At 64.3% G+C, this 19,245-nt stretch carries 21 protein-coding genes; 13 read left to right on the forward strand and 8 right to left on the reverse strand.

Translation table 11 applies throughout. The annotated features are described in order from the left end of the window. The first annotated feature begins 1 nt into the window (after window position 1). Together irlR and P0D71_RS31500 are read left to right on the forward strand one after the other, a co-directional pair. Window positions 2–682: a heavy metal response regulator transcription factor IrlR gene (gene irlR, locus P0D71_RS31495; protein ID WP_091806989.1), complete on the forward strand. Its 681-nt coding sequence runs from the start codon at window positions 2–4 to the stop codon at window positions 680–682. Further along, window positions 682–2,112, forward strand: a complete 1,431-nt coding sequence (locus tag P0D71_RS31500; RefSeq protein ID WP_408483463.1) for a heavy metal sensor histidine kinase — start codon at window positions 682–684, stop codon at window positions 2,110–2,112. Before irlR ends, P0D71_RS31500 begins: the two co-directional genes overlap by 1 nt. 70 nt (window positions 2,113–2,182) lie before the next feature. Here the strand turns inward: P0D71_RS31500 and P0D71_RS31505 are convergent, their stop codons facing one another. Next, window positions 2,183–2,452, reverse strand: a complete 270-nt coding sequence (locus P0D71_RS31505) for a DUF4148 domain-containing protein (RefSeq protein ID WP_408185538.1) — start codon at window positions 2,450–2,452, stop codon at window positions 2,183–2,185. 234 nt (window positions 2,453–2,686) lie between these two features. On the opposite strand from P0D71_RS31505, the gene P0D71_RS31510 reads away from it, so the two are divergent. Further along, window positions 2,687–2,917, forward strand: coding sequence for a hypothetical protein (locus P0D71_RS31510; protein ID WP_408483464.1), 231 nt, complete (start codon window positions 2,687–2,689; stop codon window positions 2,915–2,917). 287 nt (window positions 2,918–3,204) lie between these two features. Continuing rightward, complete coding sequence (locus tag P0D71_RS31515) at window positions 3,205–3,513, forward strand: DUF4148 domain-containing protein (RefSeq protein ID WP_408342324.1); 309 nt, start codon at window positions 3,205–3,207, stop codon at window positions 3,511–3,513. Between the two features lie 75 nt (window positions 3,514–3,588). On the opposite strand, the gene P0D71_RS31520 is transcribed toward P0D71_RS31515, so the two are convergent. From P0D71_RS31520 to P0D71_RS31535, 4 genes are all read right to left on the reverse strand, one after another. Beyond that, window positions 3,589–4,173 (reverse strand): hypothetical protein, encoded by a 585-nt coding sequence (locus tag P0D71_RS31520; protein ID WP_408483465.1) that lies wholly within the window; start codon window positions 4,171–4,173, stop codon window positions 3,589–3,591. Window positions 4,174–4,206: 33 nt separating this feature from the next. Next, a complete protein-coding gene (locus tag P0D71_RS31525; protein WP_408483466.1) occupies window positions 4,207–4,974 on the reverse strand; it encodes a hypothetical protein in 768 nt (255 codons plus the stop codon). 157 nt (window positions 4,975–5,131) lie between these two features. Then, window positions 5,132–6,499, reverse strand: a complete 1,368-nt coding sequence (locus P0D71_RS31530) for a sigma-54-dependent transcriptional regulator (RefSeq protein WP_408483467.1) — start codon at window positions 6,497–6,499, stop codon at window positions 5,132–5,134. Further along, entirely contained in the window at window positions 6,484–8,031 is a 1,548-nt protein-coding gene (locus P0D71_RS31535; protein WP_408483468.1) for a sensor histidine kinase, read from the reverse strand. The genes P0D71_RS31530 and P0D71_RS31535 overlap by 16 nt, the downstream gene beginning before the upstream one ends. Before the next feature lie 336 nt (window positions 8,032–8,367). Here P0D71_RS31535 and P0D71_RS31540 point away from each other — a divergent pair, with 336 nt between their 5' ends. Then, window positions 8,368–9,627, forward strand: coding sequence for an MFS transporter (locus P0D71_RS31540; RefSeq protein ID WP_408483469.1), 1,260 nt, complete (start codon window positions 8,368–8,370; stop codon window positions 9,625–9,627). Between the two features lie 82 nt (window positions 9,628–9,709). Next, window positions 9,710–10,141 (forward strand): response regulator, encoded by a 432-nt coding sequence (locus P0D71_RS31545; protein ID WP_408185546.1) that lies wholly within the window; start codon window positions 9,710–9,712, stop codon window positions 10,139–10,141. A gap of 157 nt (window positions 10,142–10,298) precedes the next feature. Here the strand turns inward: P0D71_RS31545 and P0D71_RS31550 are convergent, their stop codons facing one another. Continuing rightward, window positions 10,299–10,628: an ArsR/SmtB family transcription factor gene (locus P0D71_RS31550; RefSeq protein ID WP_408483470.1), complete on the reverse strand. Its 330-nt coding sequence runs from the start codon at window positions 10,626–10,628 to the stop codon at window positions 10,299–10,301. An 87-nt stretch (window positions 10,629–10,715) separates the two neighbouring features. Between P0D71_RS31550 and P0D71_RS31555 the strand changes: the two genes are divergently transcribed. From P0D71_RS31555 to P0D71_RS31570, 4 genes are all read left to right on the forward strand, one after another. Then, a complete protein-coding gene (locus tag P0D71_RS31555) occupies window positions 10,716–11,813 on the forward strand; it encodes an NADH:flavin oxidoreductase/NADH oxidase (protein ID WP_408185547.1) in 1,098 nt (365 codons plus the stop codon). Window positions 11,814–12,265: 452 nt separating this feature from the next. After that, entirely contained in the window at window positions 12,266–13,291 is a 1,026-nt protein-coding gene (locus tag P0D71_RS31560) for a MerR family transcriptional regulator (protein WP_408483471.1), read from the forward strand. Between the two features lie 29 nt (window positions 13,292–13,320). Then, window positions 13,321–13,944: an RNA polymerase sigma factor gene (locus P0D71_RS31565; protein WP_408483472.1), complete on the forward strand. Its 624-nt coding sequence runs from the start codon at window positions 13,321–13,323 to the stop codon at window positions 13,942–13,944. A gap of 71 nt (window positions 13,945–14,015) precedes the next feature. Then, window positions 14,016–14,693: a dihydrofolate reductase family protein gene (locus tag P0D71_RS31570; protein ID WP_408483473.1), complete on the forward strand. Its 678-nt coding sequence runs from the start codon at window positions 14,016–14,018 to the stop codon at window positions 14,691–14,693. A gap of 80 nt (window positions 14,694–14,773) precedes the next feature. Here the strand turns inward: P0D71_RS31570 and P0D71_RS31575 are convergent, their stop codons facing one another. Further along, window positions 14,774–15,541 carry a DUF4410 domain-containing protein gene (locus P0D71_RS31575; RefSeq protein ID WP_408483474.1) on the reverse strand — a complete coding sequence of 256 codons (768 nt, stop codon included), beginning with the start codon at window positions 15,539–15,541 and terminating at the stop codon, window positions 14,774–14,776. A 911-nt stretch (window positions 15,542–16,452) separates the two neighbouring features. On the opposite strand from P0D71_RS31575, the gene P0D71_RS31580 reads away from it, so the two are divergent. Then, entirely contained in the window at window positions 16,453–16,878 is a 426-nt protein-coding gene (locus P0D71_RS31580; RefSeq protein WP_091807016.1) for a phasin family protein, read from the forward strand. A gap of 221 nt (window positions 16,879–17,099) precedes the next feature. Here the strand turns inward: P0D71_RS31580 and P0D71_RS31585 are convergent, their stop codons facing one another. After that, window positions 17,100–17,357, reverse strand: a complete 258-nt coding sequence (locus P0D71_RS31585; RefSeq protein ID WP_408483475.1) for a hypothetical protein — start codon at window positions 17,355–17,357, stop codon at window positions 17,100–17,102. 133 nt (window positions 17,358–17,490) lie between these two features. On the opposite strand from P0D71_RS31585, the gene P0D71_RS31590 reads away from it, so the two are divergent. Beyond that, window positions 17,491–17,940, forward strand: a complete 450-nt coding sequence (locus tag P0D71_RS31590) for a DUF2844 domain-containing protein (RefSeq protein ID WP_408483478.1) — start codon at window positions 17,491–17,493, stop codon at window positions 17,938–17,940. Between the two features lie 11 nt (window positions 17,941–17,951). Continuing rightward, complete coding sequence (locus tag P0D71_RS31595; RefSeq protein WP_408483476.1) at window positions 17,952–19,214, forward strand: DUF3443 domain-containing protein; 1,263 nt, start codon at window positions 17,952–17,954, stop codon at window positions 19,212–19,214. The last annotated feature ends 31 nt before the right edge of the window (window positions 19,215–19,245 follow it).

Below are 19,245 nucleotides of genomic sequence, written 5' to 3' on the forward strand. Positions count from 1 at the left end.
CATGCGGATTCTGTTAGTGGAAGACGAGCCGAAGACCGGCGCCTATCTTCGCAAAGGCTTGTCGGAGGCGGGATACGTCGTCGATTGGGCCGAAGACGGCGTCACGGGTCAGCACCAGGCGGAGTCGGAAGACTACGACCTGCTGATCCTCGACGTGATGCTGCCGGGACAGGACGGCTGGACGCTACTGAAGAATCTTCGCCGCACACGGTCCACGCCGGTGCTGTTTCTCACCGCACGCGACGACGTGGGAGACCGCGTCAAGGGGCTGGAACTCGGTGCCGACGACTATCTCGCGAAGCCGTTCGACTTCGTCGAACTGGTGGCGCGCGTCAGATCGATCCTCAGGCGCGGAAAGCCACGCGAATCCATGTCGCTGCAGGTCGCCGATCTTGAACTGGACCTGACGCGGCGCAAGGCGACCCGTCAGGGCGACGTGATCCTGCTGACCGCGAAGGAGTTCACGCTGCTGTGGCTGCTCATGCGCAAGGAAGGGGAGATCCTGCCCCGCGCGACGATCGCCTCGCAGGTGTGGGACATGAACTTCAACAGCGATACGAACGTGGTGGATTCGGCAATCAGGAGGCTGCGCTCCAAGGTCGACGACGCCTACGAACCCAAGCTCATTCATACGGTGAGAGGCATGGGATACGTGCTGGAAGTCAGAGGCGGTAGCAATTAATGAGAGGCGCGGTGTCAAGAACGCTCCAGTCGCGGCTGACTGTCCTGATCATTCTGTCGACATCGGTCATTCTCGCGTTGAGCGGCCTCGCGCTATATGGCGCGCTGCGCAGCCGCCTGGAGTCCACCTCGACCGAGCTCATGTCCGGCACGTTGGCGGCGCTGGAGTCGCATCTGGCCGGCAGTCAGAACATCGAGGATATCGTCCGCGACGCACAGACGTGGATCGACTTGCTACACGGCCACCAGAACATGGCGCTCGCTGTCTACGATACGGCGGGCCAACGCCTCGTCAGCACGCCTGGGTTTCAGTCGTACGCGCCGATTCTCGCAACCCGCGCGAGCGAGGCCAGCACCGAACTGACACGCGCCGACTTGAACCTTCGCTACCTCGTCGCCATGGTGCCGCTCGACGCCGCGACGGGGCGGTGGGTGCGCATCGCCGTTCAGTACGATAGAACCAATGACCGGGCGCTGTTACGGGCGCACGCCTATACGGCGGTCATCATCGAAGTGTTCGGTGTGATTCTCGCCGCCGCGTTCGCCTACGGGATCGCCACGCTGGGCTTGCTCCCGCTGCGCAGGCTGGCGGCCCAGGCGGAGGCGATGTCGACTAGCCGCCTTGCGCAACCTTTGCCGGAACTCGATGCGTCGGGGGAATTGAAGGAGCTGGAGCAGGCCTTTAACGGCATGCTGGCGCGGCTCGACGAGTCGTTCACCCGGCTCAGTCAGTTCTCCTCCAATCTGGCGCACGATATGCGCACGCCGCTAACCAATCTGCTCGCCGCCGCTCAGGTGGCGCTGTCGCAACCTCGGACCGCGGAGGACTACCGCGACGTGATCGAATCGAGCGTGGATGAATATCAACGACTGTCGCGCATGATCGAGGACATGCTGTTCCTCGCGCGCTCGGAGCAGGCTGATGCGGCCTTGTCCCTGCGCGCGCTCGACGCAGCCGCGGAAGCCGAACGCGTCGCCGGCTATTACGAGCCGATGGCCGAAGACGCGCAGGTGAGGATCGAGGTGACGGGGCAGGGTACGGTGCATGCCGATCTGCTTCTCTTTCAACGGGCGCTCAGCAATCTGCTGTCGAACGCGCTCGTGCAGGCGCCGAAGGGCAGCACCATCACTATCGACTGCAAGGAAGAGCCGAATTCAACCACGCTGACCGTGTCGGACTCGGGACCTGGTATCGAGGCGCATCATCTCAAGCGCATCTTCGAGCGGTTTTATCGTGTCGACCCTTCGCGGCAAGGCTCGGCCTCGGGTACGGGGCTTGGTCTTGCGATCGTGAAATCGATCATGAACAGTCACGCGGGACACTGCGGGTGCGAGAGCCAGCCCTACGTTCGAACCCGCTTCTGGTTGCGTTTTCCCCGGCGTCACGACCTGAGCATGCCGGTGACCCGCGGCGCCGTGCGCAAGGATTGAGAGAACGCGTTCGGCGGCACACTCGCAATCAGACGCGCCGCCGGGTCACTGCTCCCGGCGGCGCGCGCGGCTATCGGGCCGCGATGCTGTCGTGATGATCCACCGGCGGTGTCGTTTCGCCCGCATGCCAGGTGATGGCGTGCAACTCCTTGTTGCGTGCAATCCTGTCGGCACTGGGCGGATACTGTGTCTTGCTGTTTGGAATCACACCGTCATGCTGAGCCTGAACCAGTTCCTGATTCACCTGAGCGCGGGACTTGCCTTGTGCCTGCGCAACCTGAGAGGCCGCGCCGATCATCGTCATGGCGACAACGCATAGGGTGCAGAGCTTGGCGTTCATATTGAAAACCTCCTTAGTGATGACCGCCGGTCGGCGATCCATGAGCGCAGTATGGATCGCGGGCGGTGTGCCATCGTGACCGCGACATGAGAAAACTGTCACGTGCCGGCGTATCGAAGAAGTGATAACCGCTGCGGCCCGCATGAGATTTTTGTCATGTCGGCGTGAGACTGGCGGCGACCTTCGTGGAGCAGGATGACACGTCTTCTGTCACGAGCGTCCGGGCGGCGAAACATGCGTGCATTCACGTTGAAGTATTCCCTCGCGGCCTTCCTTGCCGCGAGTCTCGCCGGATGTGCGAGTAACAGTGGCAAGTCGCCGGCATCCGCGAGCAAATCGGCCTCGACACAAACGGAGGAGGCGGCGGATCTCGCGCCGGGCGAGCAGATCGACTATGCGGGCCATCGCTGCGGCAATCCGAATCTGTATGTGAAGACGCATCTGTGTATCTTCCCGCGTCGATAGTGCTCTCGGCGTGACTGGCCTCGTATGGCAGCCGTCGCGTTCACGCACGCCGCCGTTTTCACGCATGCCGCGCGGATCTCGTTGGAGCCCTGCCGATACGGGTCTTCGGCAAATTCGCGGTTCTCGCTGCTAGACACTCGACCCACCGCCGTTTCTCCAGATTCGGAAACAATCCTCCCCACCGGCGGCCCTTACTCTCGATGGCTCACCTTTCTAGACTGTCATCACCGAGTTGCGAACAGGGTTGTTCGTAGCAGGACAAAGCAAAGTCTGGAGGTAGAGTCATCATGAAGTCGCTTATTCAAGCCGTTGTAGTTGCCGCTGCTCTTGCCGCGCCGGTTGCCGTGTTCGCTCAATCGAACCAGCCGCTCACACGTGCGCAAGTGCGCGCCGAACTGATCGAACTGGAGCAGGCGGGTTACAACCCGGCGCGCGGTGAAGATCCGACCTATCCGGCCGATATTCAGGCCGCTGAAGCCAAGGTGGCGGCACGTCATGCCGCGACAGGTTTCGGCGGTAGCACGAGCGGCTCGTCGGACGCGGGACGTCCGGCCGTTTCCAAAGCGGACTGGAATGCGATGTACGACCATCCGTGATGTGCGTGATGCGTGAGACTGCGAGCCCGCGCTGCTAACGGCGGGATCGCAGTCATGCCGAAACGCATGCTGTTTCTAGAGGCCTGCGTGCCCGGCAACCTCGTCGACCAGTTCGGCGATGTCGTGAACGTCCACCGTGCACCCATCCTTGTTTTTCACGCCACGCCCCCACGCCTGTACATGCACGCCCGGCGTCAGATACTCGATGAGTTCGCTGGCGGCATGCGGCGGCATACGCAGCGAGGTGCCGTCTTCCAGCAGCGCGCCGCGCAGTTCGCCCTTCGGCCCATAGAGCGGCATGATGACTTCGCCTTGCACGTCCATCGGTTCGCCGTGGAGTTCGTGGCCGTGTTCATGCTTCGGGCCATGATCGTGCGGCGCGGGGCCTTCGTCGACGATCTCGGCGCCTTGCCGCGTTGTCAGTGAGACCGCGGCGATCAGATCGGCGCCACGCGGTTTCACGCCGCGTACGCGCACCGTGTCGCCCGGCGTGACCTGGCGTGTGATCTGTTTGCCGAGATGCGGCGGGAAATGCACCTGTTGTTGCGCACCGTCCGCAAGTTGAAGAATGAAGCCGTCGGCATCGCCGTGCGGGTTGAGCAGAAACAGCACGACTTTGCCGCGCGTTTCGGGCAGGCAGGCGGGGTCGATCCAATGCATGGTGAAGCTCCTAATTCGAATGATGGATTGGGATTACCTGGGCAGGTCGCCGTAAAGCACCGTGAGATTGCCGGGCGTACCGAACGCGGTCGCCTGCAGCGATTCACCGTAGCGATTACGTGTGCCATAGCCTTGCGCCGCGACCATTGCGCCCGGTTGCATCAGGTTCGTGAATCGCGCGGCCGCGGCCGGCGTGAGCTTGATGACCGTACCGTCGATGAGAAGCACGCCGTCGGGCTCGCCGCGCGGCGCGCTGGTGACGCGCAGCACGCGGCCCGCGGCGTCGAGCTTGACGAGTCCGACGCCGGCGAGCGATTTCGGCAGCCGTTGCGCATCGGGCGGCGGCGGTTGATCGACAATGCTGCGGCCGCTTTTCGTGTCGGCGATCTGGCCGGCGCGCAGCGTTCCGCTCGCCTGCGCGAAGCCGTTCACATTGACGCTCGCGCCGGGCTCGATCGTGGCGGCCACCTGCGTGCCGAGATGCGGCGGGAACCGGACGAGCGTGTTGTCAGCGAGCAGCATGCCGTCGACATCGCCCTCCGGATTGATCACGAAACGCCGCACTACGCCACTTACTGTTGTGGGAACGCCATCACGCGGGCCAGCGAGCGGTGGCGGTGGCGGCATGGGTGCGTCGGCGGCAGGCGCGGGTGGCGGCATCGGTGCGGCGGATCTCGGCGCGGGTGGTGCCATCGGCGCACTGTCCAAAGCTCGCGGCACGGGTTGGGCAGCGCAGGCTGCCGTCGCCGCAATGACAGTGAGCGCGGCCGCTGCGCGCGCGATCGGGTTGAGATGGTTCATCGTTGACTCCTTCGACTGCAATGTCGTACAGGAGTATTCGCAACCACTGTGCCATGCCGCTAAGGCTTGTTGCATAAGGCTTTGCGCTGTGCCATGCCAGCGTGGCCGTCGTCTCGCTGGACAGCCGGTGTCAGCCGGCTGGACACCGGCGAGCGCTTCAGCCGAGCTTGTAGGCGGCGATCTTCGTATAGAGCGACTGACGGCTGATACCGAGGCGGCGCGCCGCCTCAGCGCGATTGCCCACGGTCTGCTGCAATGCGCGTTCGATCGCGGCGCGCTCCAGCCATTCGATCGCCTGCGGCAGCGGCAAATCGAGCAGCGCGCTCGGAATCTCGCTCACGCCGGCGCGCGGCGCATTGAGAAAAGCCAGATCGTCCGCGGTGACGAGCGGACCGCGCGCGAGTGCGGCGACTCGCTCCATCGCGTTCTTCAACTCGCGGACGTTGCCGGGCCATGCATAGGCGAGAAGCCGCCGCTCGGCATCGCCGCTCAAGGTCCGCGCCGGACCGGCAAGATGCGCGGCGGCTACGAGAAAATGCGCGGCGAGCGGGAGAATGTCGTCGGGACGATCTCGCAACGGCGGCAGGTGAATTGGAATCACGTTGAGCCGGTAGAACAGGTCCTCGCGAAAGGTGCGCGCCGCCACTTCCGCTGCGAGGTCGCGGTGCGTCGCGGCTACGATCCGCACGTCGATAGCGACGCTTGCGTTGCTGCCGACCGGCGTGAGCGTGCGTTCCTGAATCACGCGCAACAGCTTGGCCTGCATCGGCAACGGCAGGTCGCCGATTTCGTCGAGAAACAGCGTGCCGCCGTTCGCCTCGGCGATGCGGCCGGCTCGCTGCGCCACCGCGCCCGTAAACGCGCCTTTGGCGTGGCCGAATAGTTCGCTTTCCAGAAGTTCGGCGGGAATCGCCGCGCAGTTGATCGCAACGAACGGCGCATGCCGGCGCCGCGACGCATCGTGCAGCACGCGTGCCGCGACCTCCTTGCCGGTGCCGGTTTCGCCCGTGATCAGAACGGTCGACTCCGTGGCGGCAGCGCGGCCGATCTGCTTTTGCGCGTCGCGCAACGCTTCGCTGTTGCCCAGCAGGCGAGGCGTGCCGGCGTCGCCGGTTTCCTCGTGCGACAGCGGCAATGCCGGGCCCGGCGAGCCGCGATTCGAGGCTTCGATCTTGCCGAGCAGGGATGCGATGGCGTCGCGCCCCACCGGCTTGGTCAGGTGCTCGAAGGCGCCGAGCCGCATCGCGTGAATGGTGTTGTCGCTGGTGGCGAAGGCGGTCAGCACGACTACCGGCAATGTCTCGCGCGCCGGCATCGCGCGCAGACGTTCGAGTACTTCGATGCCGCTCAGGTCCGCCATTCTGATGTCGAGAAACATGCAGTCCACGCGCGCGTTGCCTGCTAACACGGCAAGCGCGTCGTGGCCGCTGCCGGCTTGCGCGACGACATGGCCAAGGTCGCCTAGCGTTTCAGCCAGGCTTTCACGGAAGGCGTCGTCGTCGTCGACGATCAGGATGTGCGCCATGGGATCTCGATCACAAAACAGGCTCCGCGCTCGCGCGCTTCGTAAAAGGCGCTGCCGCCATGCGCGGCAGCGATCTCGCGTACCACCGCAAGGCCGAGCCCCGAGCCGGCGGCGTGGCCGGTCACGAACGGCTCGAAGATGCGTTCGCGCTCGGCGGGAGGCACACCGGGACCGTCGTCGGCGACTTCGATTCGCAGCGTGTCGGCGGCGCGCGCCGCGCTCAGCGTTACATGGCCGCCGGATGGCGTGTGGCGCAGAGCGTTGAGGATCAGATTATCGATCGCGCGCGCCAGTTGATCGGCATCGAAAGTAGCTTGCGCGGGAAGGCCGTCCGCGTAAGCCAGCGCCAGTGCGATGCCGGCCCGCGCCGCCGCGTCATGATGCCATTCCACGCGTTCGGCGAGCCATAGGCGCAAGTCGACGCTATGGGCTTCGATCCGCACGGGCTGGGTCAACGCCAGCAGACCGGAAAGCTGGCGCTCCACGCGCTGAATCTGTTCGAGGATCGTGCCGAGGGCGCGCTGTTTGCGTTCGACGTCGCCATTCAGCGCGTTTTCCGCCTTGAGCCGCATCGCGCCGATCGGATTGCGGATCTCGTGCGCCATTTGCGCGGAGAAGCGGCCGATCGCCGCGAAGCGTTCCGCGGCCGCGAGCTGCGTATGCAGTTCCCCGGCTTGCTGCTGCAACGACGTGGCACGCGCGCCATAGGCGTTGAACGCCTGGACGATCTTGTCGAGATCCGGCTCGCCCGTCGGCGCGATCGGCGTGAACAAGTCGGCGGGCCGGCTCAGGCTGGCTTCGATGCGCGCGAGATTGGCGCGCCAGCGACGCAGCAGAACGCCGAGCGCGATCGCAATCCCGACGATCACCGCGAGCAGCACCGCGAGCGTCGTGACGAGCGTTTTGCCGGAGGACCCAAGCGGCGGATGCACGCGCGACAGCGTCCAGGCGAACAGGCCTTCCCGATGCGGCACCGGACAGGCGGTGACGATCACGGCGTCCTGCTGGCCTTCGACGAAATCGGATGCCGCCGCGCGGCTGGTGGACGCCGCGCGCAGCGTGCGCAGGATCAGCGGCGTCTCGGCATCGGGGATGTCGCGTTTGATGCCGCTGCCCTGATAGGTCGGAAACGCGTAAGCATCGAAGCTGCCGCGTGCCGCGCCGTCCGGCCGCCAGAAGCCGCCTTCCACGCCCTCCATCTGCGCGAGCACGATGTCGAGGATCGCGTGCATCAGGTCCGTGTTCGGCGTGGCGAGTGGGACGGGCGGCGTGGCGGCGGGCGGAGTCCCGGTTTGAGCGGCGCGCGGCGCGGCGGGAGGCTGGGGTGTGCGGTCGATCGACAGGTCGTAGCGCGACCCGATCGTCTCGCAGCCGGCCAGTCCCTGCTGCCGCGCAAGGCCGATCTGGCGGCCGAGATTGGCCTGTCCCATGAACCAGACGAGCCCGATCAGGACCGCGCACATTATCGCGACCAGCAACCAGAAAACCACCAACTGACTGGCGAACGATAAACGTCGGGGAACTGCGGTCATGAGTGCGCCGGGAAGGATGGGAGCTAAACAGTAGCAAGAATTCAGCCTGTGTTGCGCCTTTCGCGACCGGCGAGTCGAGATTCGCTTGAATGGGGCGGCGGCAGCTCGTCTGTTGCGCTGCTGGACAGCGTTTGTCCACGAAACGGACAGCGCCCGGGCAGCGTCGAGCGGCATGGCCCACTCGCGGCGGCGCACGCACCAATGGCATGTGAGTTGCGTAAGGCTGGCCGCCATCCCGGCATTTCTCGCCAGTGGAGTCGTCCCCATGATCAAGCCGATACGGTCGAGCCGTTCGCCGTGCGCCTCACGCCATGCGTCCACCGCACGAGGTGCGTTGTGAAAGGCCGTCGCGCGCTCGAAGCGCTGAATTTTTTCGTGGCCGACGTGCAGGCCGGCATCGGGCCGTTTCTCGGCGTGTTCCTGCAGGCGCGCGGCTGGGGCGCCGATCAGATCGGCACGGTCATGACCATCGGCGGCATCGCCGGCATGCTCGCCACTTCGCCGGCCGGCGCGCTGGTGGATGCGACGCGGCATAAGCGCAGTCTCGTCGTGATCGCGGGGCTGATGACCATGCTCGCTTCCGGCTTGCTGTGGATCTCGCACGGCTACTGGATGGTGGCGGCGTCGCAGGTGGCGACCGCGATCACCGGCGCGGCAATCGGCCCGGCGCTGGCCGGCATGACGCTCGGCATGGTCAGGCAGCACGGTTTCGACCGGCAATTCGGCCGCAACCAGGTGGCCAATCATGGCGGCAATGTCGTCGCGGCGGCGCTGTCCGGCTGGCTGGGCTGGCGTTACGGCTTCGGCGCGGTGTTCGTGCTGAGCGCGCTGTTCGGCCTGCTGTCGATCGTGGCCGTGTCGTCGATTCCGGCCGACGCGATCGATCACGATGTCGCGCGGGGCGCCGATGCAAAGGCGACCGCCGGCGAGCCTGCCGCTGCCGGCGCTCCGGCGAGCGGCCTGCGGGTTCTGCTGCAATCGCGGCCGTTGTTGCTGCTGGCCGCCGCGCTCGGCCTGTTCCACCTGGGCAATGCGGCCATGTTGCCGCTCTACGGCCTCGCGATCGTCGCCGCCCATCAGGGCGAGCCGAGCGCGTTCACCGCGCAGACCATCGTGATCGCGCAACTCGTGATGGTCGCGGCCGCGATGCTGGCGACCCGGCTGATCCGCTGGCGCGGCTACTGGTGGGTGATCCTGCTGACCTTCCTTGCACTGCCGGTACGCGGGCTGATCGCCGCGTCGGTGATTCATGCGTGGGGCGTGTGGCCGGTGCAAGCGCTCGACGGCATCGGCGCGGGATTGCAGAGCGTCGCGGTGCCGGCGTTGGTGGTCCGCTTGCTGGAAGGCAGCGGGCGCGTGAACGTCGGGCAGGGCGTCGTGATGACCGTGCAGGCCGCCGGCGCTGCGTTGAGTCCGGCTTTGGGCGGGATTCTCGCGCACCGCTTCGGCTATCCCGCTGCGTTCATCGCGCTCGGCGCGGTGTCGACCGGCTCGCTGGTGTTGTGGCTGAGTTTCGGGGCGACGCTCAGGCACGCCTGCGCGGCCGATGGCGGAGCGGCGCGCAATGCGGTCGAGGCAGCCTCGCCGGCGTCGTGACGCTTACATCCGCGAGTGACTTGCTTCGTCTGATGGTACGGAGCTTGCTGAGCCAGGGTGTTCTTTTCGCAAGCTGCCGCCTATGCCTCGAACCCCCTCTACTTGCCAACGGTGGAGCGCCCGCGAGATCCGGATACTGCACGAAGTGCCCCGCGTCCTGGTCGTGGACGACAACGTCGGCGCCGCCGAAGCGCTCGCCACCTATCTCTCCTACGAAGGCGTCGAAGCCCGCGCCGCCAACGGCTGCGAGCAGGCGTTGCGCTGTGTGCGCGACTGGGTGCCCGACGTCGTGGTGCTCGACATCATGATGCCGGAGCGCGACGGTTATGAAACCGCGAGCGCCCTGCGCAGTTATTTGCCGACGCACAGTCTGGGCATTGTCGCGTTCACTTCCCTCGATGAGGATCACGTCAAGGAAACTGGTAAGGCACGTCACAATTTCGACGGCTATTGTCAAAAAGGCACGCCCCCGAGTGCGCTGCTCGCGCTGATGCGCAAGTTCTGGCGCGAATAGCGGCGGCGGATAGAGACGCGTTAGTTGAGCGGTTTCGGGTGGGGCGATGCTGGGCCGGCGCGGTGCGTCACTTTGGAAACCCGCGGTCAATCTTTGAGGCGGTAACGGCGCGATATGAAGCCCGCCGGCCTCAGCGGCAGGCGTCGACCCGAACCAGTCAAGCCGGCTCGCTCAACGCCGGCTCCGCGACGATTTGCCGGAGAATCGCCTCCATCAAGCCGGGAAACCGGCTGTCCAGTTCCGCGCGCCGCAGCGAATTCTGATGCACGGTGCCGGCCACGCGTGTGCGCACCAGGCCGGCCTCACGCAGGATCCGGAAGTGATGGGACACGCTCGATTTGGGGCGGCCCCCGTCGAGATCGCCGCAGGTAGCTTCTTTGACCGACGACAACCGGCGGACGATCTCCAGGCGAACCGGATCGCTCAAGGCATGAAACAGCCGTCCGAGCGTGAAGTCCTCAGCGGCGGGATGGTTATAAGTGCGCATCCTGCAAATGATAAAGGTTTCTGAGATACTTGGTTATTCGATGTTTATCGAACTACCGTACAAGCAAGTCCAAAGGAGTTTTGCACGATGTCCGCATTGTTTCAGCCGTACAAGCTCAAAGACGTTTCCCTGCGCAACCGGATTGCCATTCCGCCAATGTGCCAGTACACGGCCGAGGACGGCCTGATCAACGACTGGCACCGCGTCCACCTGGCCGGTCTTGCGCGCGGCGGCGCCGGGCTGGTGATCGTCGAGGCGACGGCCGTGTCGCCCGAAGGCCGCATCACACCGGGCTGCGCCGGTATCTGGACTGACGAGCAGGCGCAGGCTTTCGCGCCGGTGGTCGCGTCGATCAAGGCGGCGGGTTCGGTGCCGGGCATCCAGATCGGCCACGCGGGCCGCAAAGCCAGCGCCAATCGTCCGTGGGAAGGCGACGATCACATCGCCGACGGCGACAGCCGCGGCTGGCAAACCATCGCACCTTCGGCGATCGCGTTCGGCGGCAATTTGCCCAAGGTGCCGAAGGCCATGACGCTCGACGACATTGCGCGCGTTCGCGAGGATTTCGTCGCCGCCGCGAGGCGGGCGCGTGACGCGGGCTTCGAGTGGCTCGAACTGCATTTTGCGCACGGCTATCTCGGCCAGAGCTTTTTCTCGACCCACTCGAATCAGCGTGACGACGCTTACGGCGGCAGTCTCGACAACCGCAGCCGCTTCCTGCTGGAAACGCTGGCGGCGGTGCGCAAGGTGTGGCCGGAGCATCTGCCGTTGACGGCGCGTTTCGGCGTGATCGAGTACGACGGCCGCGACGAGCAGACTCTCGCCGAGTCCATCGAACTCGCGAAGAATTTTAAGCGCGAAGGGCTGGACATGCTCAGCGTCAGCGTGGGCTTCTCCACGCCGAAAGCGGCGATTCCGTGGGCGCCGGCGTTTCTCGCGCCGATCGCGGAACGTGTGCGCCGCGAAGCCGGCATCCCGGTTTCGTCGGCATGGGGCATCGATACGCCGGAACTGGCGGACCGTTCGGTGAAGAACGGGCAACTGGATCTGGTGATGGTCGGCCGCGCGCATCTGGCCGATCCGCACTGGCCGTACCATGCGGCGAAGAAGCTAGGTATCGAGCGAGCGTCGTGGACGCTGCCGGCGCCTTACGCGCATTGGCTCGAACGCTACGCTGTCGCCTGAGTTTCCGTCTCGCGTCGCGTCGTATCGATGTGCTGTTTGCCCCGGCGGTTCATGTGCCGGGGCAGGCGGGATAACCTATATTCCGCCTTTCCGCCTTTCCGCCTTTCCGCCTTTCCGCCTTTCCGCCTTTCCGCCTTTCCGCCTTTCCGCCTTTCCGCCTTTCCGCCTTTCCGCCTTTCCGCCGCTCGTCCGATCCACCACCGGTCCACCAGCCAGTCGCAAGTCACCAGCCCGCCCGCGCCCCAACTCGGCAGTCCGCCGCGCAGACCACGCCCCATCCACGTCACTCTCCTCACCAGCCACCGTATTCCGTGTCGCGGCTAATCGAACGACGCGGAAATGCCAGTAAGTGCATCAAAAATCCGTTTCAAGACATTGTCATGAGTCGATAAATCGTTTCAAGATGGCTCAAATACGCGTATGCTTGTTTCAATTGGACCATCAAGGGTGTCATGGTGACTTCATCCGACGAGCAAACCACGGGGCAGCAGGGTTACAGGAGCGGCGAAGCGGCGCGTTTGGCAAAAATGCCGGTCACGACGTTGCGGATCTGGGAGCGTCGTTACGGCGTGGTCGGACCCGCCAAAACCGCGTCAGGCCAGCGTCTGTACACGGAAGACGACGTCAGGCGACTCAGCCTGATCAAACTGCTGGTGAGTCGCGGCCACGCGATCGGCGCGATCGCGCGGCTCGATCGCGAGCAACTGCAGTTTCTGGCCGCGCGCAGCGGGCGCGAAAGCGGCGGCGCGACCGACATGCCGTTCCCGGAGTCCGCCGATCTCCGGCTGGCTCTCGTGGGCGGCAACCTCGCGCAGCGACTGGAAGCATCGGGTGTCGATTTGCGGCCTTACGGCGTGAACGAACTCGTCACTTTCGCCGACCTCGATCTCGCCAGCGCCGGTACGACCAGTGAGCGCCGCGAGCCGATCGACGCACTGCTCGTCAGCGTCGATTCATTGCAGGAGGAAGTCGCGTCGCAGATCATCGCGCTCGGCGACGCGGTCCGCGCGAAAGCGATCGCGGTCGTCTACGGCTTCGGCACCGGCCCGGCGGCGGAGATTTTGCGCGTGGCGGGCGTGCGTCTCTATCGCGAGCCCGACAGCCGGACGGAATTCCGTCAGATGCTCGGCGACCTCTGCGAACGAACCCGCATTCAGGAGCGCACCGGCGACGACGCCGTATGGGCGCGCGTGCGCCGTCGCTACGACGACCGCGAACTGGAAGCCATTGCCAGCCGTTCTTCGACGATTTCGTGCGAATGTCCGCGCCACCTGGCAGAACTGGTCATGAAACTGTCGGCGTTCGAGCGCTACAGCGACGCGTGTACGTCGCGCTCGGCGCAGGACGCCGCGTTGCACCGCTATCTGGGCGACGTCAGCAACCGGGCTTGCGCGATGGTTGAAGCGGCGCTCGAGCGAGTCGCGCGGGAAGAAGGCTGGTTTGCCGGCGCGCAGCCGCCGCAAGCCGTTCAGGACTAGCACGCGCACACCGTTTCGGAGGATGTGCCATGTCACATGATGCTTCGACGGACGCGACCGTCAGCGCGCCCGCATTGGACGAAAAGAGCGCGCATCTCGCGGCGCTCCTCGAGCGTGTTTCACGGCGCGACGCGAGAGCGTTCGAGACGCTCTACCGGACGTCCGCGCCGTCGCTTTTCGGCCTCGCCGTGCGCGTGACCCGCACCAGCGAATCCGCGGAAGAAGTGCTGCAGGACGGCTTCATCAAGATCTGGCGCTTCGCAGGCTCATACGATCCCGGCAAGGCCTCGCCGTCTACCTGGATGTCGAGCATCGTGAAGAACCAGGCGCTCGATTACTTGCGGCGCAATCCCTACGGGGGCATATACGTCGAAGAACTGGACGAACGCATTGCCGCGGGCGAGGCCGAGCCGGACCTCTCGCACGAGTTTTCGCTCGACGCCGAGCGCCTGTCGTCCTACCTGGGCCGATTGACGCCGGTTCAGCGGCAGGCGATTGCGCTCGCCTATTTTCGCGGGCAGTCGCAATCGGAAATCGCGCACACGCTGGACGCGCCGATCGGTACGGTCAAAACCTGGATCAGCCGCGGGCTGGAGTCGCTGCGCAGCATGGCCGAGGCTCGCCACGCGCCGCATCGCGGCGGCATCTACTGATACAGGGCAGGATTTGCGGAACGTCTCTTGCTGCAAGGTCTTCTCATTGACCTGACACGGAGGCTTCACGCATGAAACCCTATATCGTCGCGCACATGATGTCCTCGCTCGACGGCCGCAGTTTGACCGACGGCTGGCACCTCGACTATGCGTCCGACCTGTACGAAAACACCGCCGCCACTTTCGAAGCCGACGGTTGGATTTGCGGGCGAGTGACCATGCAGGAAATTTCGCACGGCGAGGACTATCCAAAGGGGCTCGCCAGGGGCCCGGTGCCGCGTACCGATCACTTCGTCGAGCGTAAAGCGGATCAATACGCGATTTCAATCGATCCGCAGGGGCGCGTGGCGTGGAAGAGCAACACCGCGCTCAAGTCGCACGTGATCGAAGTACTGACCGAGCAGGTCTCCGACGACTACCTCGCTTACCTGCAATCGATCGGCGTCTCATACGTGTTCGGTGGCAAGTCCGAGCTCGATCTCGACGCGGTGGTGCAGACACTGGCGCGCGAACTCGGGGTCAAAAAGCTGATCGTGGAGGGCGGCTCGCACGTGAGCGGGGCGTTCGTGAACGCGGGTCTGGTCGACGAAGTGAGCGTGTTGATTCTGCCGCTGGTGGACGGCCGCAGCGAACATCCTTCTTCGTTCGAAGTGGCGATGCAGAAGTGGCAAGCGCCCGCCTATCTGAAACTCACGTCCGTTGAAAAGACGGAACACAACGCTGTCTGGTTGCGCTATACGAAAGCCTGAAAGCGCGCGGCAGAGTGAAATCGAAGTCACTCTGCCGCCGGCCGTTAGCATTATTTTCAGTGCACAGGGATAAGCGGTTATCAGCCTTGCGTGTGTGCGGTCGAGAGCCAGCCGCCGCTCACGCCAATCTCACCGATCTGTTTGGCGACGGCGTCCGCGAGGCGCTTCGCGTCCGCCGACACACCGGCGCGTTGGGTTTCGGTTACGGCATGCAAGCCGCCACCCGCCGCCGCCGAAGTCGCAACACTGCCGGCCGCCGCACCCACACCCGCCGTCTCGACCATGCCCGGCGCCTTGCCGCTGTCCGCGCTGGCATTGAAGGTTTGCACCAGTCGCGGCGCACCGCCCGCGGGCTTATACAGAATCTGCACCGAGCTCGTCACTTCGCTCTTGCCCGCACCGAGGCCGATCAGCATGCGGCGGCGACGGTTGCCCGAGTCGATCGTATCAAAGCTGCCTTGCACAAGCAGCACGTTCTGATCGGCTGGCGCGGGAACGTCGGAGCGGATCGCACGCAGACCCATCGATTGCAATTGATGCACGATTTCGTTGGCGACCTGCTCGCGGACTGCGGCGGCGTCGGCGGCCTGCTTTTGCGCAGCGGACGAACCTTCGAGTTGAGTCTTCACTTTCTGCATCATGCCGCCATCCAGTTTCACCTGGCCGGGGCTGGCGTCGAAAGTGTAGACATAAATGTTGTCCGGCCGCACATGGACCGGCGTGTTCGTCTCGCTTGCATGGTCGATGCTGCCGCTCGCGCAGCCGGTCAGCAGAGCGCCGCAGCAGACCATCGCCATGCAGGCAAAACGGGTGGCATTTCTTTTGAGGAATTTCACTGAAGTCAACATGTTCATCCTGTCGTCGGCACGCGGTGCCGGTATGGTCGAGCCGTTCTTCCGATGATCGGGCAACCGTAGGATCGTTGATCATCGGCGAGTCGTCTCGCACGTGAAGCACCCTTGATCTCATGCGTTCTGTTTCATCCGCACCGGCAGCGAAACGAAGTATGGGCGAGTCACTTCCCGAACTCCATTCAACAATTATTTCGTCCTGTGTCACGGCGGCAAGAGGCGCCGCGCGGGGTTTCGCGCGTTGCGAGCGTTATTGGACGTGGCAGGAAAAGAGGAGTGTGGGGTGAGGATCGACCGCGCCGGCCAGCGGCGTGAAGTCATGCAAGCGCGCGTGCGGCGCCGCGAGTGTCGGGCGTCAGCTCAAGGCGAGTTTGATGATGCAGCCAAGGACAAAAATCAGCAGGAAGGCGGCGACTGCCATGTTCAGCGGATAGCGCATTCTTCACCAGGACACCAGCGTTTGCAGTGCTCATATCCTAATCACCTGACGGAAGATGAACAGTGGCCAAAGAAGCGGCAATGTGGGAAAGCCAACGCAACATGCTGAATGACTGAGCAGCTTGCTGGCGGGAACGCTTCCAGTCGCGGGCCGGATGCAGGAGTTGCCGCACGGCCGCTGACTGACGGAAAAAATGCCCGCGTGCAAAGCGCCGCTCGGCCGGTTATCGGGCCGGCCGTGCAGCGTGGCCGATGCCCTTCAACTCCCGCCGACGGCGCGCGTCCAGGGTGCGCCCGCTGGCGCATTGTTTCCGGATGGCGCATGATTGAAGCGATGTGCCGTCCGACCCCAGAAGCCGCGTGCCTCTATGGGACGCGCGGCGCACGCGAAGCCGCCGGTGCATGCGTCACGGAAACACAACGTGGCAGTGCACCGCCGGCGGGTACTCAACCGTTAAGGAGGATTTCGCATGGACCGACCTGACGCCGCCAATCCGTTTGGCGATTTCACCAAAATGCTGGAGCAGTTCAAGCTCCCCGGCTTCGACGTACCCGCCATCATGGAAGCGCGACGCAAGGACATGGAAGCACTGGTTCAGGCGAATCAGACGGCTTTCCAGGGGATGCAGTCGCTCGCGCAGAAGCAGGCTGACATGTTGCGCACGACCCTGAGCGAATTGCAGTCGCTGACGGGCCAGTTATCGGCCGGCGGCGCCGCGCCTTCGGGCAAGGCGGCCGAGTTGATCCAGCAGAGCCTGCACAAGTCGCTTGCCGATATGCAACAACTGGCGCAAGCGGCCTATCAGACGCAAGCCGAGTCGTATGCGGTGATCGCAAAACGCGTAGAAGAGAATGTCGAGGAGCTTAAGTCGCTCCTGCAGCAGCACAAAAAGTAGCGGGCGCTGCGCGTCGAATCGATCGACTCTGCGGAATCGATCGAGCCAGACGCGTCACGCTCGAACGACCGATGCCGTGGTTGACTTTCGAGTCATCCGCGGCATTTTTTTGTTCTGCGAAGCGCGATGGTGTCGCCGCTTCGTCCTCACGCGACCGGTCTTTTGACGCCTCCTATCGTCAGAGGAAAACGGGCCTTCCAGGCGATTTTTTCAGCGTTCACTTACATCGATCGCACAATGCTGCGCGCATGAATTTTTTTCTGCGCGCGATGCGGGCAATGTGCACTGTCGTTTGCTTTAAACGAGCCGTGCAACGAAAACATGCGCTCGAGCGCCGCCACTTGGTGATCTGGTTCCGAAACATCAAACAGACTCGAACGTTGCCGCGCGGGAGAAAGGTTTAAATCGTTGCGCAAACGATTGCCGCGCCTCACCTCGATGCCTAAAGTTTCGCGCCACCACTCCGTAGACGCATTCACGCAGCACGCAGCTCAACCAGTGTGAATGCAACACCAGCACCACCGGCGAAGCGTGCGCCCCTAGTTTCCCGTTCGTGACCGGCTCGACGCGTGGTCGCGAGCGTTTCACCTCGAAGGAATTCTCTTGAAACCGATGCTCTATTCCCGCATTGCTCGCGCAATGCTCGGGGCAAGCTGCGCGCTGTCGTTTGCCGCGCACGCGACGCTCGGGCAGAACGTAAGCACTGTCGACAGCGATCAATCCCGCTTGCGCGCAGTGGCTCACACGGCGACTACGCAAAGCGCGTATTCGGTCCATCTGATGACGCTGCCGTCCGGCACGCTGGTGCGCGAGTACGTCGCGCCCAACGGCATCGTGTTCGGTGTCGCATGGGAAGGCCCCACGTTGCCGGATCTGAAATCCATGCTGGGGACGTCGTTCGACGCCTACGTCGCCGCCACCGCGACGCGTCGCGGCACGCCGCTCGCTGTCTCCAGCGGCGATCTGGTGGTCTACTCCGGCGGGCATCTTCGCGCGTTCGCCGGCCACGCGTATTTGCCGCCAGCGGTGCCTGCGGGCGTCGATGTCGGCGTCATTCAATAACGGTGCGGATCATGCGTCATATGTCTTCCTTCAGGATCCTGCTGTGCGCGGCGCTGCTTGCACTGCTCGTCAGTGCTTGCGGCGGCGGGGGCGGCGGGTCCAGCAGCACGGCCAGTTCGAGCAGTTCGAACTCGGCCGGTCCCACCGTGATCAACACCGCGCCGTCGTCGCAAGTGCTGGCCGCGAACGCAGTGCGCGTGACGGTTGACTCCGGCGTGAGCGACGTGCCGAACATGCCGTTCGTCAGCATCACGATTTGTGCGCCGGGTACGGCCCAGTGCCAAACCATCGACCACATACTGGTCGATACCGGGTCGTGGGGCGTGCGCATCTTTGCTTCCCAGTTGCCCGCGACAATGACCCTGCCGCAACAGAAGGACGCCGCGGGCAATCAGGTCGCCGAATGCATGCAGTTCTTCGACGGTTACACGTGGGGCGCGGTGAAGCTCGCTGATCTGCAGATTGCCGGTGAAAAAGCCGCCTCGCTGCCGATCCAGGTGATCGACCCGAGCTACGCTTCACTGCCGGCCGATTGCGCGAGCGTCGGCGCATCGCGCAACACGCCGGCCGCGTTGCAGGCCAACGGCATTCTCGGCATCGGCGTGTTCAAGCACGACTGCGGCGCGAACTGCGTGCAGCAGGCGCTGGCCGGCACGTATTACGGCTGCAACGGGACGACATGCACGTCGATTCCGCTTGCCGAAGAACTCCAGGTCGCCAATCCGATTCCGTATTTCGCCACCGACAACAACGGTTCGATGCTGAGCCTGCCGACGGTCTCGGGTGCCGCGCAGTCGGTCACGGGGCAACTGGTGTTCGGCATCGGCACGCAGACCAACAATACGCTGGGCGGCGCGCAGGTGATCGGCGTGAGTCCGTCGAACGGCACCTTTACCACCGTGCAGAACGGCACGACCTATTCGCGCAGCATTCTGGACAGCGGTTCGACCGGGCTGTTCTTTCAGACCAGCTCTTTGCCGGTATGCGCGAGCCCGAATAATTCGTACTACTGCCCGGTGTCGACCGCGCAGATGAGCGCGATGATCCAGGGGGTGAACGGGACCACGAGCGCGGTGAATTTCAGCGTCGGCAACGCTACGACGATTGCGCAGACCTATAGCGGCGATTCGGCGCTGCCGCTGCTGGCGGGCCCGGCGTTCGTCCAGTCCACTATCTTCGATTGGGGTTTGCCGTTCTTCTACGGTCGCAATGTGTATGCCGCCGTCGAGCAGCAGGCGACACCTGGCGGCACGGGGCCGTACGTCGCGTATTGAGTTCGGAAGACAGCTTGTCTGGCCGGCGCTT

The sequence above is a fragment of the Paraburkholderia sp. RL17-383-BIF-A genome, assembly GCF_046028015.1.
Lineage (GTDB): Bacteria > Pseudomonadota > Gammaproteobacteria > Burkholderiales > Burkholderiaceae > Paraburkholderia.

Bases quoted from the DNA above. Each gene is read 5' to 3' on its own strand.
- irlR (WP_091806989.1), top strand. From the start codon at position 2: ATGCGGATTCTGTTAGTGGAAGACGAGCCGAAGACCGGCGCCTATCTT.
- P0D71_RS31500 (WP_408483463.1), top strand. From the start codon at position 682: ATGAGAGGCGCGGTGTCAAGAACGCTCCAGTCGCGGCTGACTGTCCTG.
- P0D71_RS31505 (WP_408185538.1), bottom strand. From the start codon at position 2,452: ATGAACGCCAAGCTCTGCACCCTATGCGTTGTCGCCATGACGATGATC.
- P0D71_RS31510 (WP_408483464.1), top strand. From the start codon at position 2,687: ATGCGTGCATTCACGTTGAAGTATTCCCTCGCGGCCTTCCTTGCCGCG.
- P0D71_RS31515 (WP_408342324.1), top strand. From the start codon at position 3,205: ATGAAGTCGCTTATTCAAGCCGTTGTAGTTGCCGCTGCTCTTGCCGCG.
- P0D71_RS31520 (WP_408483465.1), bottom strand. From the start codon at position 4,173: ATGCATTGGATCGACCCCGCCTGCCTGCCCGAAACGCGCGGCAAAGTC.
- P0D71_RS31525 (WP_408483466.1), bottom strand. From the start codon at position 4,974: ATGAACCATCTCAACCCGATCGCGCGCGCAGCGGCCGCGCTCACTGTC.
- P0D71_RS31530 (WP_408483467.1), bottom strand. From the start codon at position 6,499: ATGGCGCACATCCTGATCGTCGACGACGACGACGCCTTCCGTGAAAGC.
- P0D71_RS31535 (WP_408483468.1), bottom strand. From the start codon at position 8,031: ATGACCGCAGTTCCCCGACGTTTATCGTTCGCCAGTCAGTTGGTGGTT.
- P0D71_RS31545 (WP_408185546.1), top strand. From the start codon at position 9,710: ATGCCTCGAACCCCCTCTACTTGCCAACGGTGGAGCGCCCGCGAGATC.
- P0D71_RS31550 (WP_408483470.1), bottom strand. From the start codon at position 10,628: ATGCGCACTTATAACCATCCCGCCGCTGAGGACTTCACGCTCGGACGG.
- P0D71_RS31555 (WP_408185547.1), top strand. From the start codon at position 10,716: ATGTCCGCATTGTTTCAGCCGTACAAGCTCAAAGACGTTTCCCTGCGC.
- P0D71_RS31560 (WP_408483471.1), top strand. From the start codon at position 12,266: ATGGTGACTTCATCCGACGAGCAAACCACGGGGCAGCAGGGTTACAGG.
- P0D71_RS31565 (WP_408483472.1), top strand. From the start codon at position 13,321: ATGTCACATGATGCTTCGACGGACGCGACCGTCAGCGCGCCCGCATTG.
- P0D71_RS31570 (WP_408483473.1), top strand. From the start codon at position 14,016: ATGAAACCCTATATCGTCGCGCACATGATGTCCTCGCTCGACGGCCGC.
- P0D71_RS31575 (WP_408483474.1), bottom strand. From the start codon at position 15,541: ATGTTGACTTCAGTGAAATTCCTCAAAAGAAATGCCACCCGTTTTGCC.
- P0D71_RS31580 (WP_091807016.1), top strand. From the start codon at position 16,453: ATGGACCGACCTGACGCCGCCAATCCGTTTGGCGATTTCACCAAAATG.
- P0D71_RS31590 (WP_408483478.1), top strand. From the start codon at position 17,491: ATGCTCTATTCCCGCATTGCTCGCGCAATGCTCGGGGCAAGCTGCGCG.
- P0D71_RS31595 (WP_408483476.1), top strand. From the start codon at position 17,952: ATGCGTCATATGTCTTCCTTCAGGATCCTGCTGTGCGCGGCGCTGCTT.